Genomic DNA, 15,294 nt, shown 5'->3' on the forward strand with positions numbered 1-15,294 from the left:
GGGGCGGCGGCGCCGGGCGGGCCGGCGGCCGAGTTTTTACGGAATCTCTACGGCCGGCGGCGGACGCGTGCGCGGATTCGCCACTACGCTCCTACCGTGTCGTCACCGACTTCGCTGGTCAAGCGCCTGATTGTGGGCCGACCGTTTCGCAGCGATCGGCTGCACCACACGCTGTTGCCCAAGCGGATCGCGTTGGCGATCTTCGCGAGCGACCCGCTGTCCTCGGTGGCGTATGCAACACAAGAGATCCTGTTGATCCTGACCCTCGGCGCGCTGAGCTATTTGTATTTGACGCCGTGGATCGCCGCCGCGGTGGTGCTGCTGCTCGGCGTCGTGGTGTTGTCCTACCGGCAGGTTGTGCAGGCCTACCCCAGCGGCGGCGGCTCGTACGAGGTCGCCTCCCGGAACCTGGGGCCGCGCGCCGGGCTGGTGGTGGCCGCCGCGCTGCTGGTGGACTACGTCATGACGGTGGCGGTGTCCGTCGCGGCGGGCGTGGACAACATCATTTCCGCTGTGCCCGAACTGAATCCGTACCGGGTGGCGGTCAACATCGGTTTCATCCTGGTGCTGACCGCGATGAACCTGCGCGGAGTGCGCGAGTCCGGACGGGCGTTCGCCGTGCCGACCTACGCCTTCATCGCCGGCGTGCTGCTGATGATCGCCATCGGCCTGGTTCGCACCGTTCTCGGCGACGCGCCGCAGGCCGAGAGCGCGCACTACGGCATCCACGCCGAGCAGTCCGGGCTCAACCTGCTGGCGATCGCCTTGCTGGCGCTGCGCGCGTTTTCGTCCGGATGCACCGCGCTCACGGGCGTGGAGGCGATCTCCAACGGGGTGCCGGCGTTCCAGAAACCCAAGGCGCTCAACGCCGCACGCACGATGTCGTGGATGGGCGGGCTGGCGATCACGATGTTCGTCGGCGTGACCGCGCTGGCCCTGATCGCGCACACGCGGGTCGTGGAGAACACCTGCGATCTCGTCGGCTTCGCCGGCGACTGCAACCGGGACCCGCAGCGCACGGTGATCGCCCAGATTTCGGCCGCGGTGTTCGGCAACAACAGCGTGATGTTCTATTACCTGCAGGCGGCGACGGCGCTGATCCTGATCCTGGCCGCCAACACCGCCTACAACGGGTTTCCGCTCCTGGGGTCGATCCTCGCGCAGGATCGCTACCTGCCGCGGCAACTGCATACCCGCGGTGACCGGCTCGCCTTTTCCAACGGCATCCTGCTGCTCGCCGCGATCGCCGGCGGCCTGATTTACGCGTTCGACGGCTCGACGACCCGGCTGATCCAGCTCTACATCCTGGGCGTGTTCACCTCCTTCACGTTGTGCCAGACGGGCATGGTGTGGCACTGGAATCGGGCACTGCGCGACGCGGACGCCCGTGCGCAACGGCTGCGGATCCACCGCGCGCGGGCCATCAACGCGTTCGGCGCCTGCCTGACCGGCGTCGTGCTGGTGGTGGTGATGGTGACTAAGTTCACCCACGGCGCCTACCTGGTGGTGATCGCGATCCCGATGCTGTGCCTCGTGATGCAGGGCATCCGGCGGCATTACGCGGCCGTGGGCTCCGAGCTGCGCATCGAGGACGAGGACGAGCAGGTCCGGCCGAGCCGGGTGCACGCGATCGTGCTGGTCTCGAGTTGGCACAAGCCGACGTTGCGCGCGGTCATGTTCGCCCGGGCGACCAATCCGGACACGCTGACCGCGTTGACCGTCAAGGTCGACGACGTCGACACCACGGCGTTGGTCGCGGATTGGCGAAACCTGAGCGTCGACGTGCCGCTGAAGGTCATCGAATCGCCCTACCGCGAGATCACCCGGCCCGTGATCGACTACATCAAGCGGCTGCGCAACGGCCCGTCCCGCGACGTCATCAACGTGTACATCCCCGAATACGTCGTCGGCCGCTGGTGGGAGAACCTGCTGCACAACCAGAGCTCGTGGCGGCTCAAGGGGCGCCTGCTGTTCGAGCCGGGCGTCATGGTCACCAGCGTGCCGTGGCAACTGCGTTCGTCCGAGCGCCGGGACCTGACCCGCGTCGAATATCGCGCCGGCGACGTCCGCAGCGGGATCGACCGCGCCGCGTCCAGCGAGGCGCGCGCGGGGGCTAGCGGTACTTGATGAGCAATTCCATGCCGATGATGCACACCAGCCAGATGCCCACGATGAACAGCGTCAGGCGGTCGAGGTTCTTCTCCACCACCGTCGACCCGGACAGGCTCGACTGCACGCCGCCGCCGAACAGGGTCGAGAGGCCGCCGCCCTTGGCGCGGTGCAGCAGCACCAGCAGCACCACCAGGATGCTGGTGACGACCAGCGTGATCTGTAGGGCCAACTGCATGCGCTAAAGCCTACCGGTGCGGCCGCGGCGTCACGGGAGCGGCCCGCCGGCCGCGATGGCCGCCAGCGTGGCGAACTGCTCGCCGTCCAGCGACGCGCCGCCGACCAGGGCCCCGTCGATGTCGTTCTGCGCGACGATGTCGCCGATGTTCTTGGCGTTCACCGACCCGCCGTACAGGACCCGCACGGTGTCGGCGACCTGCGGCGACGCCAGCTCGCCCAGCTGCGCGCGGATGGCCGCGCACACCTCCTGGGCGTCGGTCGCGCTGGCCACCCGCCCGGTGCCGATCGCCCAGACCGGCTCGTAGGCGACGACGACCTTGGCGATCTGTTCGGCCGACAGGCCCGCCAGCGAGCCGCGCAGCTGCTCCTCGCAGTGGGGGACGTGATTGCCCGCCTCGCGGACGTCCAGGTGCTCGCCGATGCACACGATGGGGGTGAGCTCGTGCTTGAGCGCCGCGGCGGCCTTGGCGGCGACCAGCGCGTCGTCCTCGTTGTGGTAGGTGCGCCGCTCGGAGTGCCCCACCACGACGAAGGTGCAGCCGAGCTTGGCCAAGAAGGCGCCGCTGATGTCACCGGTGTAGGCGCCGGCATCGTGCGGGGACAGGTCCTGGGCCCCGTACGTCAGCCGCAGCTTGTCGCCGTCGACGAGGGTCTGCACGCTGCGCAGGTCGGTGAACGGCGGGATGACCGTGACGTCGACCTTGTCGTAGTACTTGTCCGGCAGCGCGAACGCGACCTTTTGCACCAGCGCGATCGCCTCGAAATGGTTGAGGTTCATCTTCCAGTTGCCGGCGATCAGTGGCGTGCGGCTCACGCGTCTCCTCCAGTCGGTTGCGGCCGGCCCAGCACCTCGATGCCCGGCAGCGTCTTGCCCTCCAGGTACTCCAGCGACGCGCCCCCGCCGGTCGAGATGTGCGAGAAGTCACCCTCGGGGATGCCCAGCGCGCGCACCGCGGCCGCGGAGTCCCCGCCGCCGACCACGCTGAACGCGCCCTTGCCCGTCGCTTCGGCGATCGCCTCGGCGACGCCCTTGGTGCCGGCGGCGAACGCCGGGAACTCGAACACGCCCATCGGGCCGTTCCAGAAGATGGTCTGGGCGTTGGACAGCAGCGTGGCGAACCGCCGGACCGACTCCGGCCCGATGTCCAGGCCCATCTTGTCCGCCGGAATCCGGTCCGCCGCCACGGTTTCCGGCGGCGAATCGGCGGCGAACTTCTCGGCCACCACGATGTCCACCGGAAGGTGCAGCACGTCGGCGTAGGTCTCGCACAGCCGGCGGCAGGTGTCGACCATCTCGCTTTCCAGCAGCGACGTGCCGACCGAAAGGCCCTGCGCGGCCAGGAAAGTGAAGCACATGCCGCCGCCGATCACGATGCTGTCGGCCTTGGTCGCCAGCGACTCGATGACCCCGAGCTTGTCGGACACCTTCGACCCGCCGAGCACCACGGCGTAGGGGCGGGTGGTCGAGCTGGTCAACTGCTCCAGCACCCGGATCTCCTCGGCCACCAGCGTGCCGGCGTAGTGCGGCAGCAGGGTGGCGACGTCGTACACGGAGGCCTGCTTGCGGTGCACCACGCCGAAGCCGTCGGAGACGAAAGCGCCCGTCAACCCGACCAATTCGGCCAGTTGCCGGGCCAGGGCCAGCCGCTCGCCGTCGTCCTTGCTGGTTTCCCGCGGATCGAAGCGGATGTTCTCCAGCAGCAGGATGTCGCCGTCGGTCAGCCCCTCGGCGCGGGCCAGCGCGTCGCCGCCGACGACTTGGGATTGATTGGAGCCAGCCAGCTGGACGTGCCGGCCGAGCTGGTCGCCGAGCGCCGCGGCGACCGGCGCCAGCGACAACTTCGGGTCGGCCCCGTTCTTGGGGCGGCCGAGGTGCGCGGTGACGACGACCTTGGCGCCGGCCTCGAGCAGCGCCCGCAGGGTCGGCACGGACGCTGTGATGCGGCCGGGGTCGGTGATGGCGCCGCCGTCGTCGAGCGGCACGTTCAGGTCGGAGCGCACCAGCACGCCTCGACCCGAAACCCCTTCCGCGAGAAGGTCTTCCAGTGTCGGGACGGACACGGTCAGAGCGACTTGCCGACCAGCGCGACCAGGTCGATGAGGCGGTTGGAGTAGCCCCACTCGTTGTCGTACCAGGACACCACCTTGGCCTGGTTGTCGATGACCTTGGTCAGCCCGGAGTCGAAGATCGAGCTGTGCGGGTCGGTGACGATGTCGCTGGACACGATCGGCGCGTCGTAGTACTTCAGGATGCCCTTGAGGCGCCCCTCGGCGGCGGCCTTGAACGCGGCGTTGATGTCCTCGACGCTGGCGGCTTTGGACAACTCGACGGTCAGGTCGGTGACCGAGCCGGTCGGGATCGGCACCCGCAGCGCATACCCGTCGAGCTTGCCCTTGAGCTCGGGCATCACCAGGCCGATGGCCTTGGCCGCCCCGGTGGAGGTCGGCACGATGTTCAGCGCGGCCGCACGGGCGCGGCGCAGGTCCTTGTGCGGGCCGTCCTGCAGGTTCTGGTCCTGGGTGTAGGCGTGGATGGTGGTCATCAACCCCTTGACGATGCCGAACTCGTCCTGCAGCACCTTGGTCAGCGGCGCCAGGCAGTTCGTCGTGCACGAGGCGTTGGAGATGATGTTCTGGCTGCCGTCGTATTTGTCGTCGTTGACGCCCAGCACGATGGTGATGTCGGGGTCGGTGGCCGGCGCGGAGATGATCACCTTCTTGGCCCCGGCGTCCAGGTGGCCCTTGGCCTTGGCCGCGTTGGTGAACAGGCCGGTGGACTCCACGACGACGTCGACGCCCAGGTCGCTCCACGGCATCGCCGCTGGGCCCTCGCGCACCTCGAGCGCCTTGATCTTCGTGGTTCCCACCACGATGGTGTCCTCGCCTTCGAGGGTGACGTCGTAGGGCAACCGGCCCAGGATCGAGTCGAATTTGAGCAGGTGCGCCAGCGTGGCGTTGTCGGTGATGTCGTTGACGGCCACCACCTCGATGTCCGCGGTGCCCTGCTCCTGCTGAGCCAGCAGGGCCCGGTAAAAGTTGCGTCCGATTCGACCGAAGCCGTTGATGCCTACTCGGACAGTCACTTGTCTCTCCCTGTCTTTCTATGTCCGCTGATGAGCGCTCGTCGCCAGCCTAGATCAGCAGCAAACGCCGCCGCGCGCCGGTAAGAGCGCCGGACTCCCGCGCCCGGCGAGAGCCCAAAAAACCCGGGGTTTGAATTCGACTAGCGGGCCCCTTCGCCGGCCGCTGCGGCTCTGAACGTCGTCGCGCCTTGCGGACCGGACAAGGGCCGCCGCGGCGCCTCGAGCGCACCGAAAATCCCCTGGTAACCGGAGCGTGTCTCCTTTGTATCGGTTCTATAAGCCCCCGAATCGTCGCGTGTCCAATAGGAATGCGAAGCCATACATTCGACACGGCTGCGGTTCGGCTATGCGGTTCTGCCGCCGCATTTGATTGCGAATGCTAAAGGAGTCGAGGTTGATGACGGGCTTTGATCGGTTCAACATCACGGTTGGTGCCATCGCTGGACTGTGCGGGGCCGCAATAGCGTTGAGCCCGGATGCGACGGCCGCCCCGCTGAAAACCGGAGGCTATGCGTGCATCCAGGGGCAGTCGGGCGAGGCCGGCGCGCCGATCGCCGGCGGACCGGGGGCCGGGGGCGTACCACTGGGCGCCGGGGCGCCGGGAGTGGTCGGGCCCGCACCCGCCGGACCCGCACCAGCACCCGCGCCCGGCGGGCCCGCTCCGGCGGCCACCGTATGCACGTCGAGCGCCCCGATCACCGACATGTCCGGTGTGCCGCTCGTTGCGCCCGGTCCGGTTCCGGTGGTGCCCGCCGGTGTCCCGCTGATCGCGCTCGGGCCGCCGGTGCCCGTGGGCGCGCCGGTGCCGCCGGTGCCGGTGGGTGCGCCGATCCCGCCGGTTCCCCTCGGCGCGCCGATCCCGCCGATTCCCGTGGGCGCGCCGATCCCGCCGGTGCCGGTGGGCGCTCCCGTGCCGGTCGTGCCGGTCGGGGCTCCGCTGATCGCGCTCGCCGGCGGTCCGCTGGACGCTGTGGCGCCGGCGGCCGCCCCCATCATCGACATGGCCGGGACCGGCAAGGGCGAGCCGACCGGCCCGGCGCCGGCGGGCGGCCCGGTGTCCGGTCAGCCGACTGCGCCGGGCCCCGCGCACTGAGGCCGATCCGCTCCCTGTTTACGCGGACCCGCTGGGTTGAACCCAGCGGGTCCGCTTCGTTGTGGAGGGTGCAGTGGGGGACGAAAAGCCCTCCGGCGCCGCCGGATTCGGGCGTCAGCTGGGAGGGGCCTCCCACAGCAACGGCGGCTGGGGCCGTTGCGGTGGCGCCGGCGGCGTGTCCTCGACGATCACCGGGTCGCCGACGTGGACCGTGTTGTAGTACCACTCGGCGTCCTCGGGGCTCAGGCTGATGCAGCCGTGGCTGACGTTCTCCAGACCCATCGCGTTGACGGCCCACGGCGCCGAGTGGACGAACAAGCCGCGGCTGGTGAAGCGGACGGCGTAGTCCACCGGGATGCGGTAGCCGTCGGGATCGTCGACGGGGATGCCGACGCTGCTCGAGTCCATGATCACCGTGCGTTCCTTGGACAGCACGGTGTAGGAGCCGACCGGCGTCGGGTACTCGGGCCTGCCCATCGAGGCCGGCAGCACGCCCTCTTCGCCCCAGTGCGGCCGGTGGTGCGGCGCGGGCAGTGTGGGCGGCGGCCCGGCCCCGACGCCGTCGATGGTCACCTTGAAGGTGTGGTCCGCGATGTTGGCGACGCCGACGACGGCGGGACCCGTTTGGAATTCCGTGGCCCGGCCGCCCACCGAGAGCGCCACCGTGGTGTGCGCCGGCCAGAATCGGTCGGGAACCCAGCGCACCACCTCGTCGTCGAGCCATTCGTACTTGCCGGTCATCGGCGGCGCCGAGCTGACGTGGACGGCGCGTTCGGCGGCGTGCCGGTCGGTGACGGGTGCGCCGAAGCTCACCACCACCGGGTGCGCCACGCCGACGACCGATCCGGCCGTGGGCAGCACCGAGGCGACGGCGGGGCCGTACGGCCGGCTCGCCGCCGCCAGGCGCACGTCGGCCGGCCCCGCGACGACGCTCGCGGCGACCCCGACGGCAAGCACACACCGAACAACCGCCCGCATGGCTCCCATTCCTCAGGTAACTGACACAGTTGCAATAGGATGGTAAAGGCGCGGTGACCAGCGGAAGCGCAAGGGCGCGTGCGCATTTGGTCAAATCTCAGTCACGGTTTGGCCACGGCCAGCCACCGCAGCGCCGACGCGGCGGCGTGGTACCCGCACAGCCCGTGGATGCCGGCTCCCGGGGGCGTCGACTGCGAACAGAGGTACACGCCCGGCACGCCGGTCGCGTAGGGATTGACCGCGAGCCGCGGGCGCAGGACGACCTGGAGCCGATCGTTGGCGCCGCCCAGGATGTCGCCGCCGATGTAGTTGGGGTTGTAGGCCGCGAGGTCGGCGGTGCCCGTGCTGACGGTCGCGGTGACGCGGTCGCGAAAGCCCGGGGCGAACCGCTCTATCTGGCCCACGATCGCGGCCGTCGCGTCGCCGGTGTAGCCGAACGGCACGTGGGCGTAGGCCCAGATCGGGTTGACGTCGCCCGACGACCGGGACGGGTCGGCCAGGTACTGCTGCCCGACGAGGACGAACGGCCGCCCCGCCATCTTTCCTTGCGCGCGTTGGCGTTCGGTGTCCACCGTCTCGGCGAACGTGCCGCCGAGGTGCACGGTGCCGGCCCGGCGGCAATCGGGGTTGGTCCACGGGATGTGGCCCTCGATCGCGAAGTCCACCTTGAACGCCGAGGACCCCTGCCGGAAGCGCCGGTAGGACCGGGCGACGCGGTAGGGCATGAGGTCGCCGTAGATCCGCAGCGCCGCGGCAGGGGTGAGGTCGAGCATGACGATGTCGGCGGCGGGGACGTCGCGGCGGTCGGCGACGGTCACCCCGGTGGTCACGGTGCCGCCGTGTGCGGCCAGGGCCGCGGCCAGCGCCCGGATGATCGACCCGGAGCCCCCCTCGGCGACGGGCCAGCCGTAGCGGTGCCCGCCCGCCAGGAACATCAGCCCCATGGCCGCGGTCAGCGGCCGGTCCAGCCGAGTGAACATGTGCGCGGACGCGCCGCCGAACAACGCGCGCGCCGGCTCGGTGCGAAACCATCGGGCCAGCACGGTCGCGGGCAGCAGCGCCCGCGGGCCGAACAGGGCGACGCGCACCGGGTGCCGGGGAAAGTGCAGGATCGGCCGGAAGAAATCCTCGGCGAGCTCGTCGAATCCGGCCGCGAGGTCCCCGAAGGCGCGCCGCCAGCGTTTCCCGTCCGGCCCCATGCCGGCCGCGGTCGCCTCGATCGACCGGTACAACACGCCCGCGGTGCCGTCGTCGAGCGGGTGCGCGCAGTCGATTTCGGGCCACTTCCACACCAGCCCATAACTTTCCAGCCCGATCTCTTCCCAGAACGGCGAGCCGACGCCGAACGGGTGGCTGGCCGAGCAATGGTCGTGGATGACGCCTGGCACCGTCAGTTCGCCCGAGCGCGCTCCCCCGCCGATCGTGTCGCGGGTCTCCAGTACCTGCACGTCGACGCCGTTGCGGGCCAGGTGGATCGCCGCGGCGAGGCCGTTGGGCCCGGCGCCGACGACGACGGCCTTAGCCATCGACGGTCATCTGGTGGCGCGTTGCGTGGTGACGTGGACGGGGAACTCGTCGCCGGGCTCGGGCCACGGCTGGCGGGTCAGCATGTCCGCGACCTCCACGTAGCCCGCCTCGATCAGCCCGGTCTTGGCGTCCAAGATGCGGTACCACTGCTTTTGGATGTGGATCGGTTGGCCTTCGAGCACGATGACGCGGACGTCGCCGTCGGCGAATCCGCAGCGCCGCTGCACGGCCTCGAGCAGTTGCTCGTTGTGCAGGTGGCCCTCGCCGAAGTTCCATCCGACCAGCGGTCCGGCGACGATCTCGCCTTCCCGGATGCAGTAGTCCGCCTCGTTGGCGATCGCCCGCGGCAACAGCGCGTTGAGCGCCCGGCCGTGCACGTGCATCGCGCGGAACGCCGCGGTCTTGTCGCTCATCATCTCGGCCGTGTTCGCGTCGTAGAGCTTGGCGAGCTGATTCACCACGAGCGCAGAGCTTTTCACGACGCTCGCCTCGATCCTGTCCTCCGCGCCCGCCCGGAAGCACCACACGCTGGTGGCCCAGTTGCCGGCGTAGTAGCGCATGGCCGGGAGGAACGAAATCTTCTCGGGAAACATGTTTCCCGCGATCACGATGGCCACGGCGACGACAATGAGGGCGAGCAGCAGGGGCGACCGAAGGTCGGTCGCGCGGATGGCGCCGTAGTGCCCGAACAGATAGAACAGCGAGAAGATGAAGAACACGTTCCACTCCAACGGAACCCCCATCGGGAGGTTGGACAGGATGTTGAGGTGGAAGATCACCATGAACCCGATGAGGAACCATCGCCAGGGTTGATCGCCGGCGACGAACACCAGCAGCGTCGGAACCACGAATTCGGCCGTGGTGCCGCCGATGTGCGCCATGGCCTTCGGCAACCACGAGGGGCGCAGGTCGTTGACGTGGTCGAGGTACAGCGCGTGCTTGAGGGGGTTGAACAGCTTGGGGCGCAACAGCGCGTTGTTGCTCGTCATCACCGAGACCACGTACGGGAAGTGGTGGTTGAGCTTGGAGGTCGCCGCTCCCCACCACAGGCACAGCATGATGATCTTGTAGGCCGCGATCTGATCGGTGAACGGAAAGAAGAACACGAACAGCTTGAGCCAATAGTGTTCGCCGCGCGCGGCCAGGAAGATCGTCTTGTCCCGCAGACCCAGCACCGCCAGCGCGACGATCGTCGGCACCACCCGGACCGGGTCGATCAGCGGCCCCGGCGACAGCAGCGCCCACACCCCGCCGATCAGCACGACGGCGTACAGGGCGACGTCGGCGACGGTGCGGGTGTCACCGCGGGTGAACGGTACCTTGCCCGGCCACGCGGGCAGCCGAATCGTGTTGGGGCGCAACCAATACAGGAACCCGCCGACGGGCGGCATGAACCGGCCGGTCAGCGGGCCCGACCCGCAGCCGAAGCCGAGGACCTCGAACAGCAGCGTGAACACGATGAACTTCTGATACACGATCGGCTGCGTCCACCAGTCGCCGATGCGCCCGAGCCCGCCCAGGCCCGGGGTCAGCGAGATGATGGCGGCCGGTACCGCGACGTACAACGCGATCTTCAGCAGGTACAGCAGGTAGACCGCGTAAGGCGTGCCGAAACCGTGTTCGGCCCAGTGCCGCGTCACGATCTGCAGCCGCGCCGCGCGTGGCAACGTCCGCCAGGTGTCGGGGTCGACGTCCGGTAGCTCCGGTGACATGAATCCCATGGGCGGCCCTAAAGTCCGAGAGGAAACCAGCTGGCCAATACAATCTAGCCACAGCGACGGACCCAGCGGTATGGGTCGACGAGAACTGCTGACCCCCAGCCCCTTTGGGGCGCCGGCGGCGGCCCTAGCGGGCGGCGGGCCGCGCCCGGTGCGGGAATCGGCGCTGCAGGTTTTCGATCATGGCGTCCAGGGCCTGACGCTCCCGCTCTTCGCTGCGCGCCATGCGCCGAATGGTGGCGGCGCCGTCGGCGTCCCCGGCGGCCTCGGCGGCCGCGATCGCCTTCGGGTATTCGCCCAGCCGATGCTCGATCTGGCGGCGGCCCTGGACCAGTATCCGGCGGAAGTAGTCGGCCTGCCGGTGGTCGGCCGTCTCAACCGCCGCGGCCGACAGGGTGACATCGCGGGCTTGGCGGTTCACGGTCATCGAAGGCATGGCCCCTCCTTGGCGGACATTGACGGGGCCGGGACGGACCGCGCTGCTGCGGGGCATCCGCCCGCGCCGGTCCCGAACACCACCCGAACCGTGCCCAGCGGCCGGGCGGGTGCCACGCTCGTCGGACAAACCGGCGACGTCCATATCGGCCCTTTCAACTGGGGAGTTGGGTGTTTTGCGAGAGGTAACCATAACCCCCCGATCAGGCCGGCGCCATAGGCCCAACCGATGGATACATCCGTTGTAGGTTGGGCCAACCCCAGCTTGGGTACAAGTTCGGGCAAAACATCGCGCCGGCGGCCCGGAGCCCGGTCGCTACCATCGAGGGACTCGACGGGCATCGCGGCCCGCCAGAGCCACGAGGAGAAACGTGACCGACAGCGACAGCCCAGACATCGAGGACATCGAGAAGTTCGACCCCGGCCTGACCCAGCGCCTGATGGGCGTGATGCGCCCGTTCCTCAAGACCTATTTCCGGTCCGAGGTCCACGGCTTGGATTCATTCCCGCCGGGCGGGGCGCTGGTGGTGGGCAACCACTCCGGCGGCATGTTCCCGATGGACGTCCCGATCTTCAGCGTCCACTTCTACGAGAAGTTCGGTTACGGCCGGCCGGTCTACACGCTCAGCCACGACATCCTCATGACCGGCCCGACGGCGTCGCTGTTCAGGCGCACCGGCTACATCCGGGCCAACCGGGAGAACGCGGCCAAGGCGCTGCGGTCCGGGGGCGTGGTGGTGGTGTTTCCCGGCGGTGACTACGACGCGTACCGGCCCACGTTCTCGGAGAACGTCATCGACTTCAACGGCCGCAAGGGTTACGTCAGCACGGCGATCGAGGCCGGCGTGCCCATCGTGCCCGCCGTGTCCATCGGCGGCCAGGAGACCCAGCTCTACCTGACCCGCGGCACCTGGCTGGCCGAGCGCCTGGGCATAAAGCGCTTGCTGCGCAGCGCAATTCTGCCGCTGTCGTTCGGCTTCCCGTTCGGGCTCAGCGCCGTCGTGCCGCCCAATGTGCCGCTGCCCGCCAAGATCGTGACGCAGGTGCTGCCGCCCATCGACATCGCCAAGGAGTTCGGCGACGACCCGGACGTCGACGAGGTCGACGAGCACGTGCGGTCGGTGATGCAGCATGCGCTCGACGAGCTGGCCGCCAGGCGACGTTTCCCGATCCTGGGTTGAGCCGTGGCCTCCCCCGTCAACCAGGCGCTCGGCGGCTTCGGTGTCTTCGGCACCCTGTGGCGCGCCGGGATGATCGCGCCGATGCGACCCGACCGCTACCTGAAGATGGCCGCCGCCATGCGCCGCGAGGGCCTGGGCATGACCGTGGGCTTCGCCAGCGCGGCGGCGCGCTGCCCGGACCGTCCCGGCCTGATCGACGAGCTGGGCACGCTGACCTGGCGGCAGCTCGACGAGCGGATCAACGCGTTCGCCGCCGCGCTGCAGGGCCTGCCCTCGGGTCAGCCCAAGGTCGTCGGGATCATGTGCCGCAACCACCGCGGCTTCGTCGAGTCGGTGGTGGCCGTCAACCGGATCGGCTCGGACGTCGTGCTGCTCAACACGTCGTTCGCCGGGCCGGCCCTGGCCGAGGTGGTCAACCGCGAGGGCGTCGACGCCGTCGTGTACGACGAGGAGTTCACCGAGATCGTCGACCGCGCGCTGGCCGACAAGCCGGACGCCACCCGGATCCTGGCCTGGACCTCCGACGGGCCGCGCGGCGCGACGGTCGAACGGCTGATCGCCGAGCACGCCGGCCAACGGCCGCACCGCACCGGGCGCAAGGGCAGGATGATCCTGCTGACCTCCGGCACCACCGGAACGCCCAAGGGCGCCAACCAGACTGGGGGCAACGCCGGGGTGGGCACGCTCAAGGCGATCCTGGACCGCACGCCGTGGCGGGCCGAGGAGACCATCGTGATCGTGGCGCCGATGTTCCATGCGTGGGGCTTTTCGCAGCTGATCTTCGCCGCGTCGATGGCATGCACCGTGGTCACCCGGCGCAAGTTCGACCCGGAGGCCACCCTGGACCTCGTCGACCGCCACCGGGCGACCGGCCTGGCGGTGGTGCCGGTGATGTTCGACCGCATCATGGAGCTGCCCGCCGAGGTGCGAAACCGCTACAGCTGCAAGTCGTTGCGGTTCGCCGCGGCGTCCGGGTCGCGGATGCGCCCCGACGTCGTCATCGCGTTCATGGACCAGTTCGGCGACGTGATCTACAACAACTACAACGCCACCGAGGCCGGCATGATCGCCACCGCCACCCCGGCGGACCTGCGCGCGGCGCCCGACACCGCGGGCCGCCCGGCGGGCGGAACCGAAATCCGCATCCTGGACAAGGAATTCAACGAGCTGCCCACCGGCGAGGTCGGCACCATCTACGTCCGCAACGACACCCAGTTCGAGGGCTACACGTCGGGTACCACGAAGGACTTCCACGCCGGGTACATGTCGTCAGGCGACGTCGGATACCTCGACGAGGCCGGGCGGCTGTTCGTCGTCGGGCGTGACGACGAGATGATCGTCTCCGGCGGTGAGAACGTCTACCCGATCGAGGTGGAGAAGACGCTGGCGGCACACCCGGACGTAGCGGAGGCCGCGGTGATCGGCGTGGACGACGAGCAGTACGGCCAGCGCCTGGCGGCCTTCGTGGTGCTGGTCCCGGGCGCCGGCACCACCGTCGACACGCTTAAGCAGCACGTGCGCGACAACCTGGCCAACTACAAGGTGCCCCGTGAAATCACCGTCCTCGACGAGCTGCCCCGCGGCAGCACCGGCAAGATCCTGCGCAACGAGCTGCAGGCACGGGTCGGCGGCTGATGCGCTTCCAGATCCGAAAGCCGCGGCCGCTGGCGCGGGCCGCGCTGGAATTGGCCAACGCCGCCAACGGATTACGGCCGCTGGCCCGCAAGGGATACAGCACCGTGCTGGTGTTCTGGTTCGGCTGGCCGACGTCGGAGGTGCCCGGGGTGTACTTCTCCGCCTCGCTGGTGGACGCGCTGCGGCGCGGGCGGCGCGGCGACTTCGCCGGGCGGCGCGGCAAGGCGGCGCTGGCGATGACGGCCGCGTCCTGGGCGATCCTGGCGGTGATCCGCTACCGCGGCGTCACCACGCCGGGCCCGGTGCTGGAGGCCGGCCTGCGCGAGCAGCTGGGCCACGACTACACCGAGGCGCTGGAGGCGCTGCCGCAGACCCAGCCCACCCGCAGCGGCCGGCGCAGCCTGCCGCTGGGCAACACCGTGGCGCGGCGCCGCTACGTCGAGAAGACGAACGTGGTGTCCTACGGCCCGCACGGCCGCGCCAACCTGGCCGACATCTGGCGGCGCCGCGACCTGCCGCGCGACGGCAAGGCGCCGGTGCTGCTGCAGGTCCCCGGCGGCGCCTGGGTGATCGGCATGCGCCGCCCCCAGGCCTACCCGCTGATGAGCCACCTGGCCGCCCGCGGTTGGGTGTGTGTGTCGATCGGCTACCGGGTCTCGCCCGTACACACCTGGCCCGACCACATCGTCGACGTCAAACGGGCGCTGGCCTGGGTCAAGGAAAATATCGCCCGCTTCGGCGGCGATCCGAACTTCGTGGCGATCACGGGCGGGTCGGCCGGCGGCCACCTGTCCGCGCTCGCGGCGCTGACCCCCAACGACCCGAAGTTTCAGCCGGGCTTCGAGGAGGCGGACACCTCGGTGACCGCCGCGGTTCCGGTCTACGGGCGCTACGACTGGTTCTCCACCCACGGCGAGGGGCGCGCCGAGTTCATCGGGCTGCTCGAAAAGTTCGTCGTCAAAAAGAAATTCGCCACCCACCGGCACATCTACCTGGACGCCTCGCCGATCCGCGAGTTACGAGCCGACGCGCCACCGTTTTTCGTGCTGCACGGCCGCGACGATTCGCTCATCCCGGTCGGTGAGGCGCAGGAGTTCGTCGAGGAACTGCGCGCGGTGTCGAAGTCCCCGGTCGCCTACGCCGAATTGCCGCACGCCCAACACGCTTTCGACATCTTCAGTTCCCCGCGGGCACACCGGTCCGCCGAGGCGGTCGCCCGGTTCCTGTCGTGGGTGTACGCGACGAATCCACCCGAGCGCGACCGGGAATAGACGGCGCGCCCCCGTGGCTCTGGT

13 protein-coding genes are annotated in these 15,294 nt (G+C 69.5%); 5 read left to right on the top strand and 8 right to left on the bottom strand.

The annotated features are described in order from the left end of the window. Positions 1-96: 96 nt before the first annotated feature. Positions 97-2,127 carry an APC family permease gene (locus AWB89_RS02985; RefSeq protein WP_085093991.1) on the top strand — a complete coding sequence of 677 codons (2,031 nt, stop codon included), beginning with the start codon at positions 97-99 and terminating at the stop codon, positions 2,125-2,127. Here the strand turns inward: AWB89_RS02985 and secG are convergent. The 4 genes from secG to gap are packed head-to-tail and all read right to left on the bottom strand — an operon-like array spanning position 2,114 to position 5,432. Then, positions 2,114-2,347, bottom strand: a complete 234-nt coding sequence (gene secG, locus AWB89_RS02990) for a preprotein translocase subunit SecG (RefSeq protein WP_085093993.1) — start codon at positions 2,345-2,347, stop codon at positions 2,114-2,116. The genes AWB89_RS02985 and secG overlap by 14 nt on opposite strands. 30 nt (positions 2,348-2,377) lie before the next feature. Beyond that, positions 2,378-3,163, bottom strand: a complete 786-nt coding sequence (tpiA, locus tag AWB89_RS02995) for a triose-phosphate isomerase (protein WP_085093995.1) — start codon at positions 3,161-3,163, stop codon at positions 2,378-2,380. Beyond that, positions 3,160-4,410: a phosphoglycerate kinase gene (locus AWB89_RS03000; protein WP_085171484.1), complete on the bottom strand. Its 1,251-nt coding sequence runs from the start codon at positions 4,408-4,410 to the stop codon at positions 3,160-3,162. The genes tpiA and AWB89_RS03000 overlap by 4 nt, the downstream gene beginning before the upstream one ends. A gap of 2 nt (positions 4,411-4,412) precedes the next feature. Beyond that, on the bottom strand, positions 4,413-5,432 hold the full coding sequence (gene gap, locus AWB89_RS03005) for a type I glyceraldehyde-3-phosphate dehydrogenase (RefSeq protein ID WP_085093999.1): 1,020 nt from the start codon (positions 5,430-5,432) through the stop codon (positions 4,413-4,415). Positions 5,433-5,829: 397 nt separating this feature from the next. Between gap and AWB89_RS03010 the strand changes: the two genes are divergently transcribed. Beyond that, a complete protein-coding gene (locus tag AWB89_RS03010) occupies positions 5,830-6,525 on the top strand; it encodes a beta-xylosidase (RefSeq protein ID WP_085171485.1) in 696 nt (231 codons plus the stop codon). Between the two features lie 114 nt (positions 6,526-6,639). Here AWB89_RS03010 and AWB89_RS03015 read toward each other — a convergent pair whose 3' ends face one another. The 4 genes from AWB89_RS03015 to AWB89_RS03030 all read right to left on the bottom strand — a co-directional run bounded on the left by AWB89_RS03015 (position 6,640) and on the right by AWB89_RS03030 (position 11,184). Continuing rightward, positions 6,640-7,503 carry a L,D-transpeptidase gene (locus AWB89_RS03015; protein ID WP_085094003.1) on the bottom strand — a complete coding sequence of 288 codons (864 nt, stop codon included), beginning with the start codon at positions 7,501-7,503 and terminating at the stop codon, positions 6,640-6,642. A 101-nt stretch (positions 7,504-7,604) separates the two neighbouring features. Beyond that, positions 7,605-9,029 (bottom strand): phytoene desaturase family protein, encoded by a 1,425-nt coding sequence (locus AWB89_RS03020; RefSeq protein WP_085171486.1) that lies wholly within the window; start codon positions 9,027-9,029, stop codon positions 7,605-7,607. A gap of 6 nt (positions 9,030-9,035) precedes the next feature. Then, entirely contained in the window at positions 9,036-10,751 is a 1,716-nt protein-coding gene (locus AWB89_RS03025; protein ID WP_085171487.1) for a DUF3556 domain-containing protein, read from the bottom strand. A gap of 124 nt (positions 10,752-10,875) precedes the next feature. Further along, a complete protein-coding gene (locus AWB89_RS03030) occupies positions 10,876-11,184 on the bottom strand; it encodes a hypothetical protein (protein WP_241519261.1) in 309 nt (102 codons plus the stop codon). A 370-nt stretch (positions 11,185-11,554) separates the two neighbouring features. Between AWB89_RS03030 and AWB89_RS03035 the strand changes: the two genes are divergently transcribed. From AWB89_RS03035 to AWB89_RS03045, 3 genes are read left to right on the top strand one after another with little or no spacing between them, the layout of a single operon-like run. Continuing rightward, positions 11,555-12,364: a lysophospholipid acyltransferase family protein gene (locus AWB89_RS03035; protein WP_085094011.1), complete on the top strand. Its 810-nt coding sequence runs from the start codon at positions 11,555-11,557 to the stop codon at positions 12,362-12,364. 3 nt (positions 12,365-12,367) lie between these two features. Continuing rightward, positions 12,368-13,999: an acyl-CoA ligase FadD12 gene (gene fadD12 / locus AWB89_RS03040; protein ID WP_085171489.1), complete on the top strand. Its 1,632-nt coding sequence runs from the start codon at positions 12,368-12,370 to the stop codon at positions 13,997-13,999. Next, positions 13,999-15,270 carry an alpha/beta hydrolase gene (locus AWB89_RS03045; RefSeq protein ID WP_085094015.1) on the top strand — a complete coding sequence of 424 codons (1,272 nt, stop codon included), beginning with the start codon at positions 13,999-14,001 and terminating at the stop codon, positions 15,268-15,270. The genes fadD12 and AWB89_RS03045 overlap by 1 nt, the downstream gene beginning before the upstream one ends. Positions 15,271-15,294: the final 24 nt, after the last annotated feature.

The sequence above is a fragment of the Mycobacterium paraense genome, from assembly GCF_002101815.1.
GTDB classification, from domain to species: Bacteria; Actinomycetota; Actinomycetes; order Mycobacteriales; family Mycobacteriaceae; genus Mycobacterium; species Mycobacterium paraense.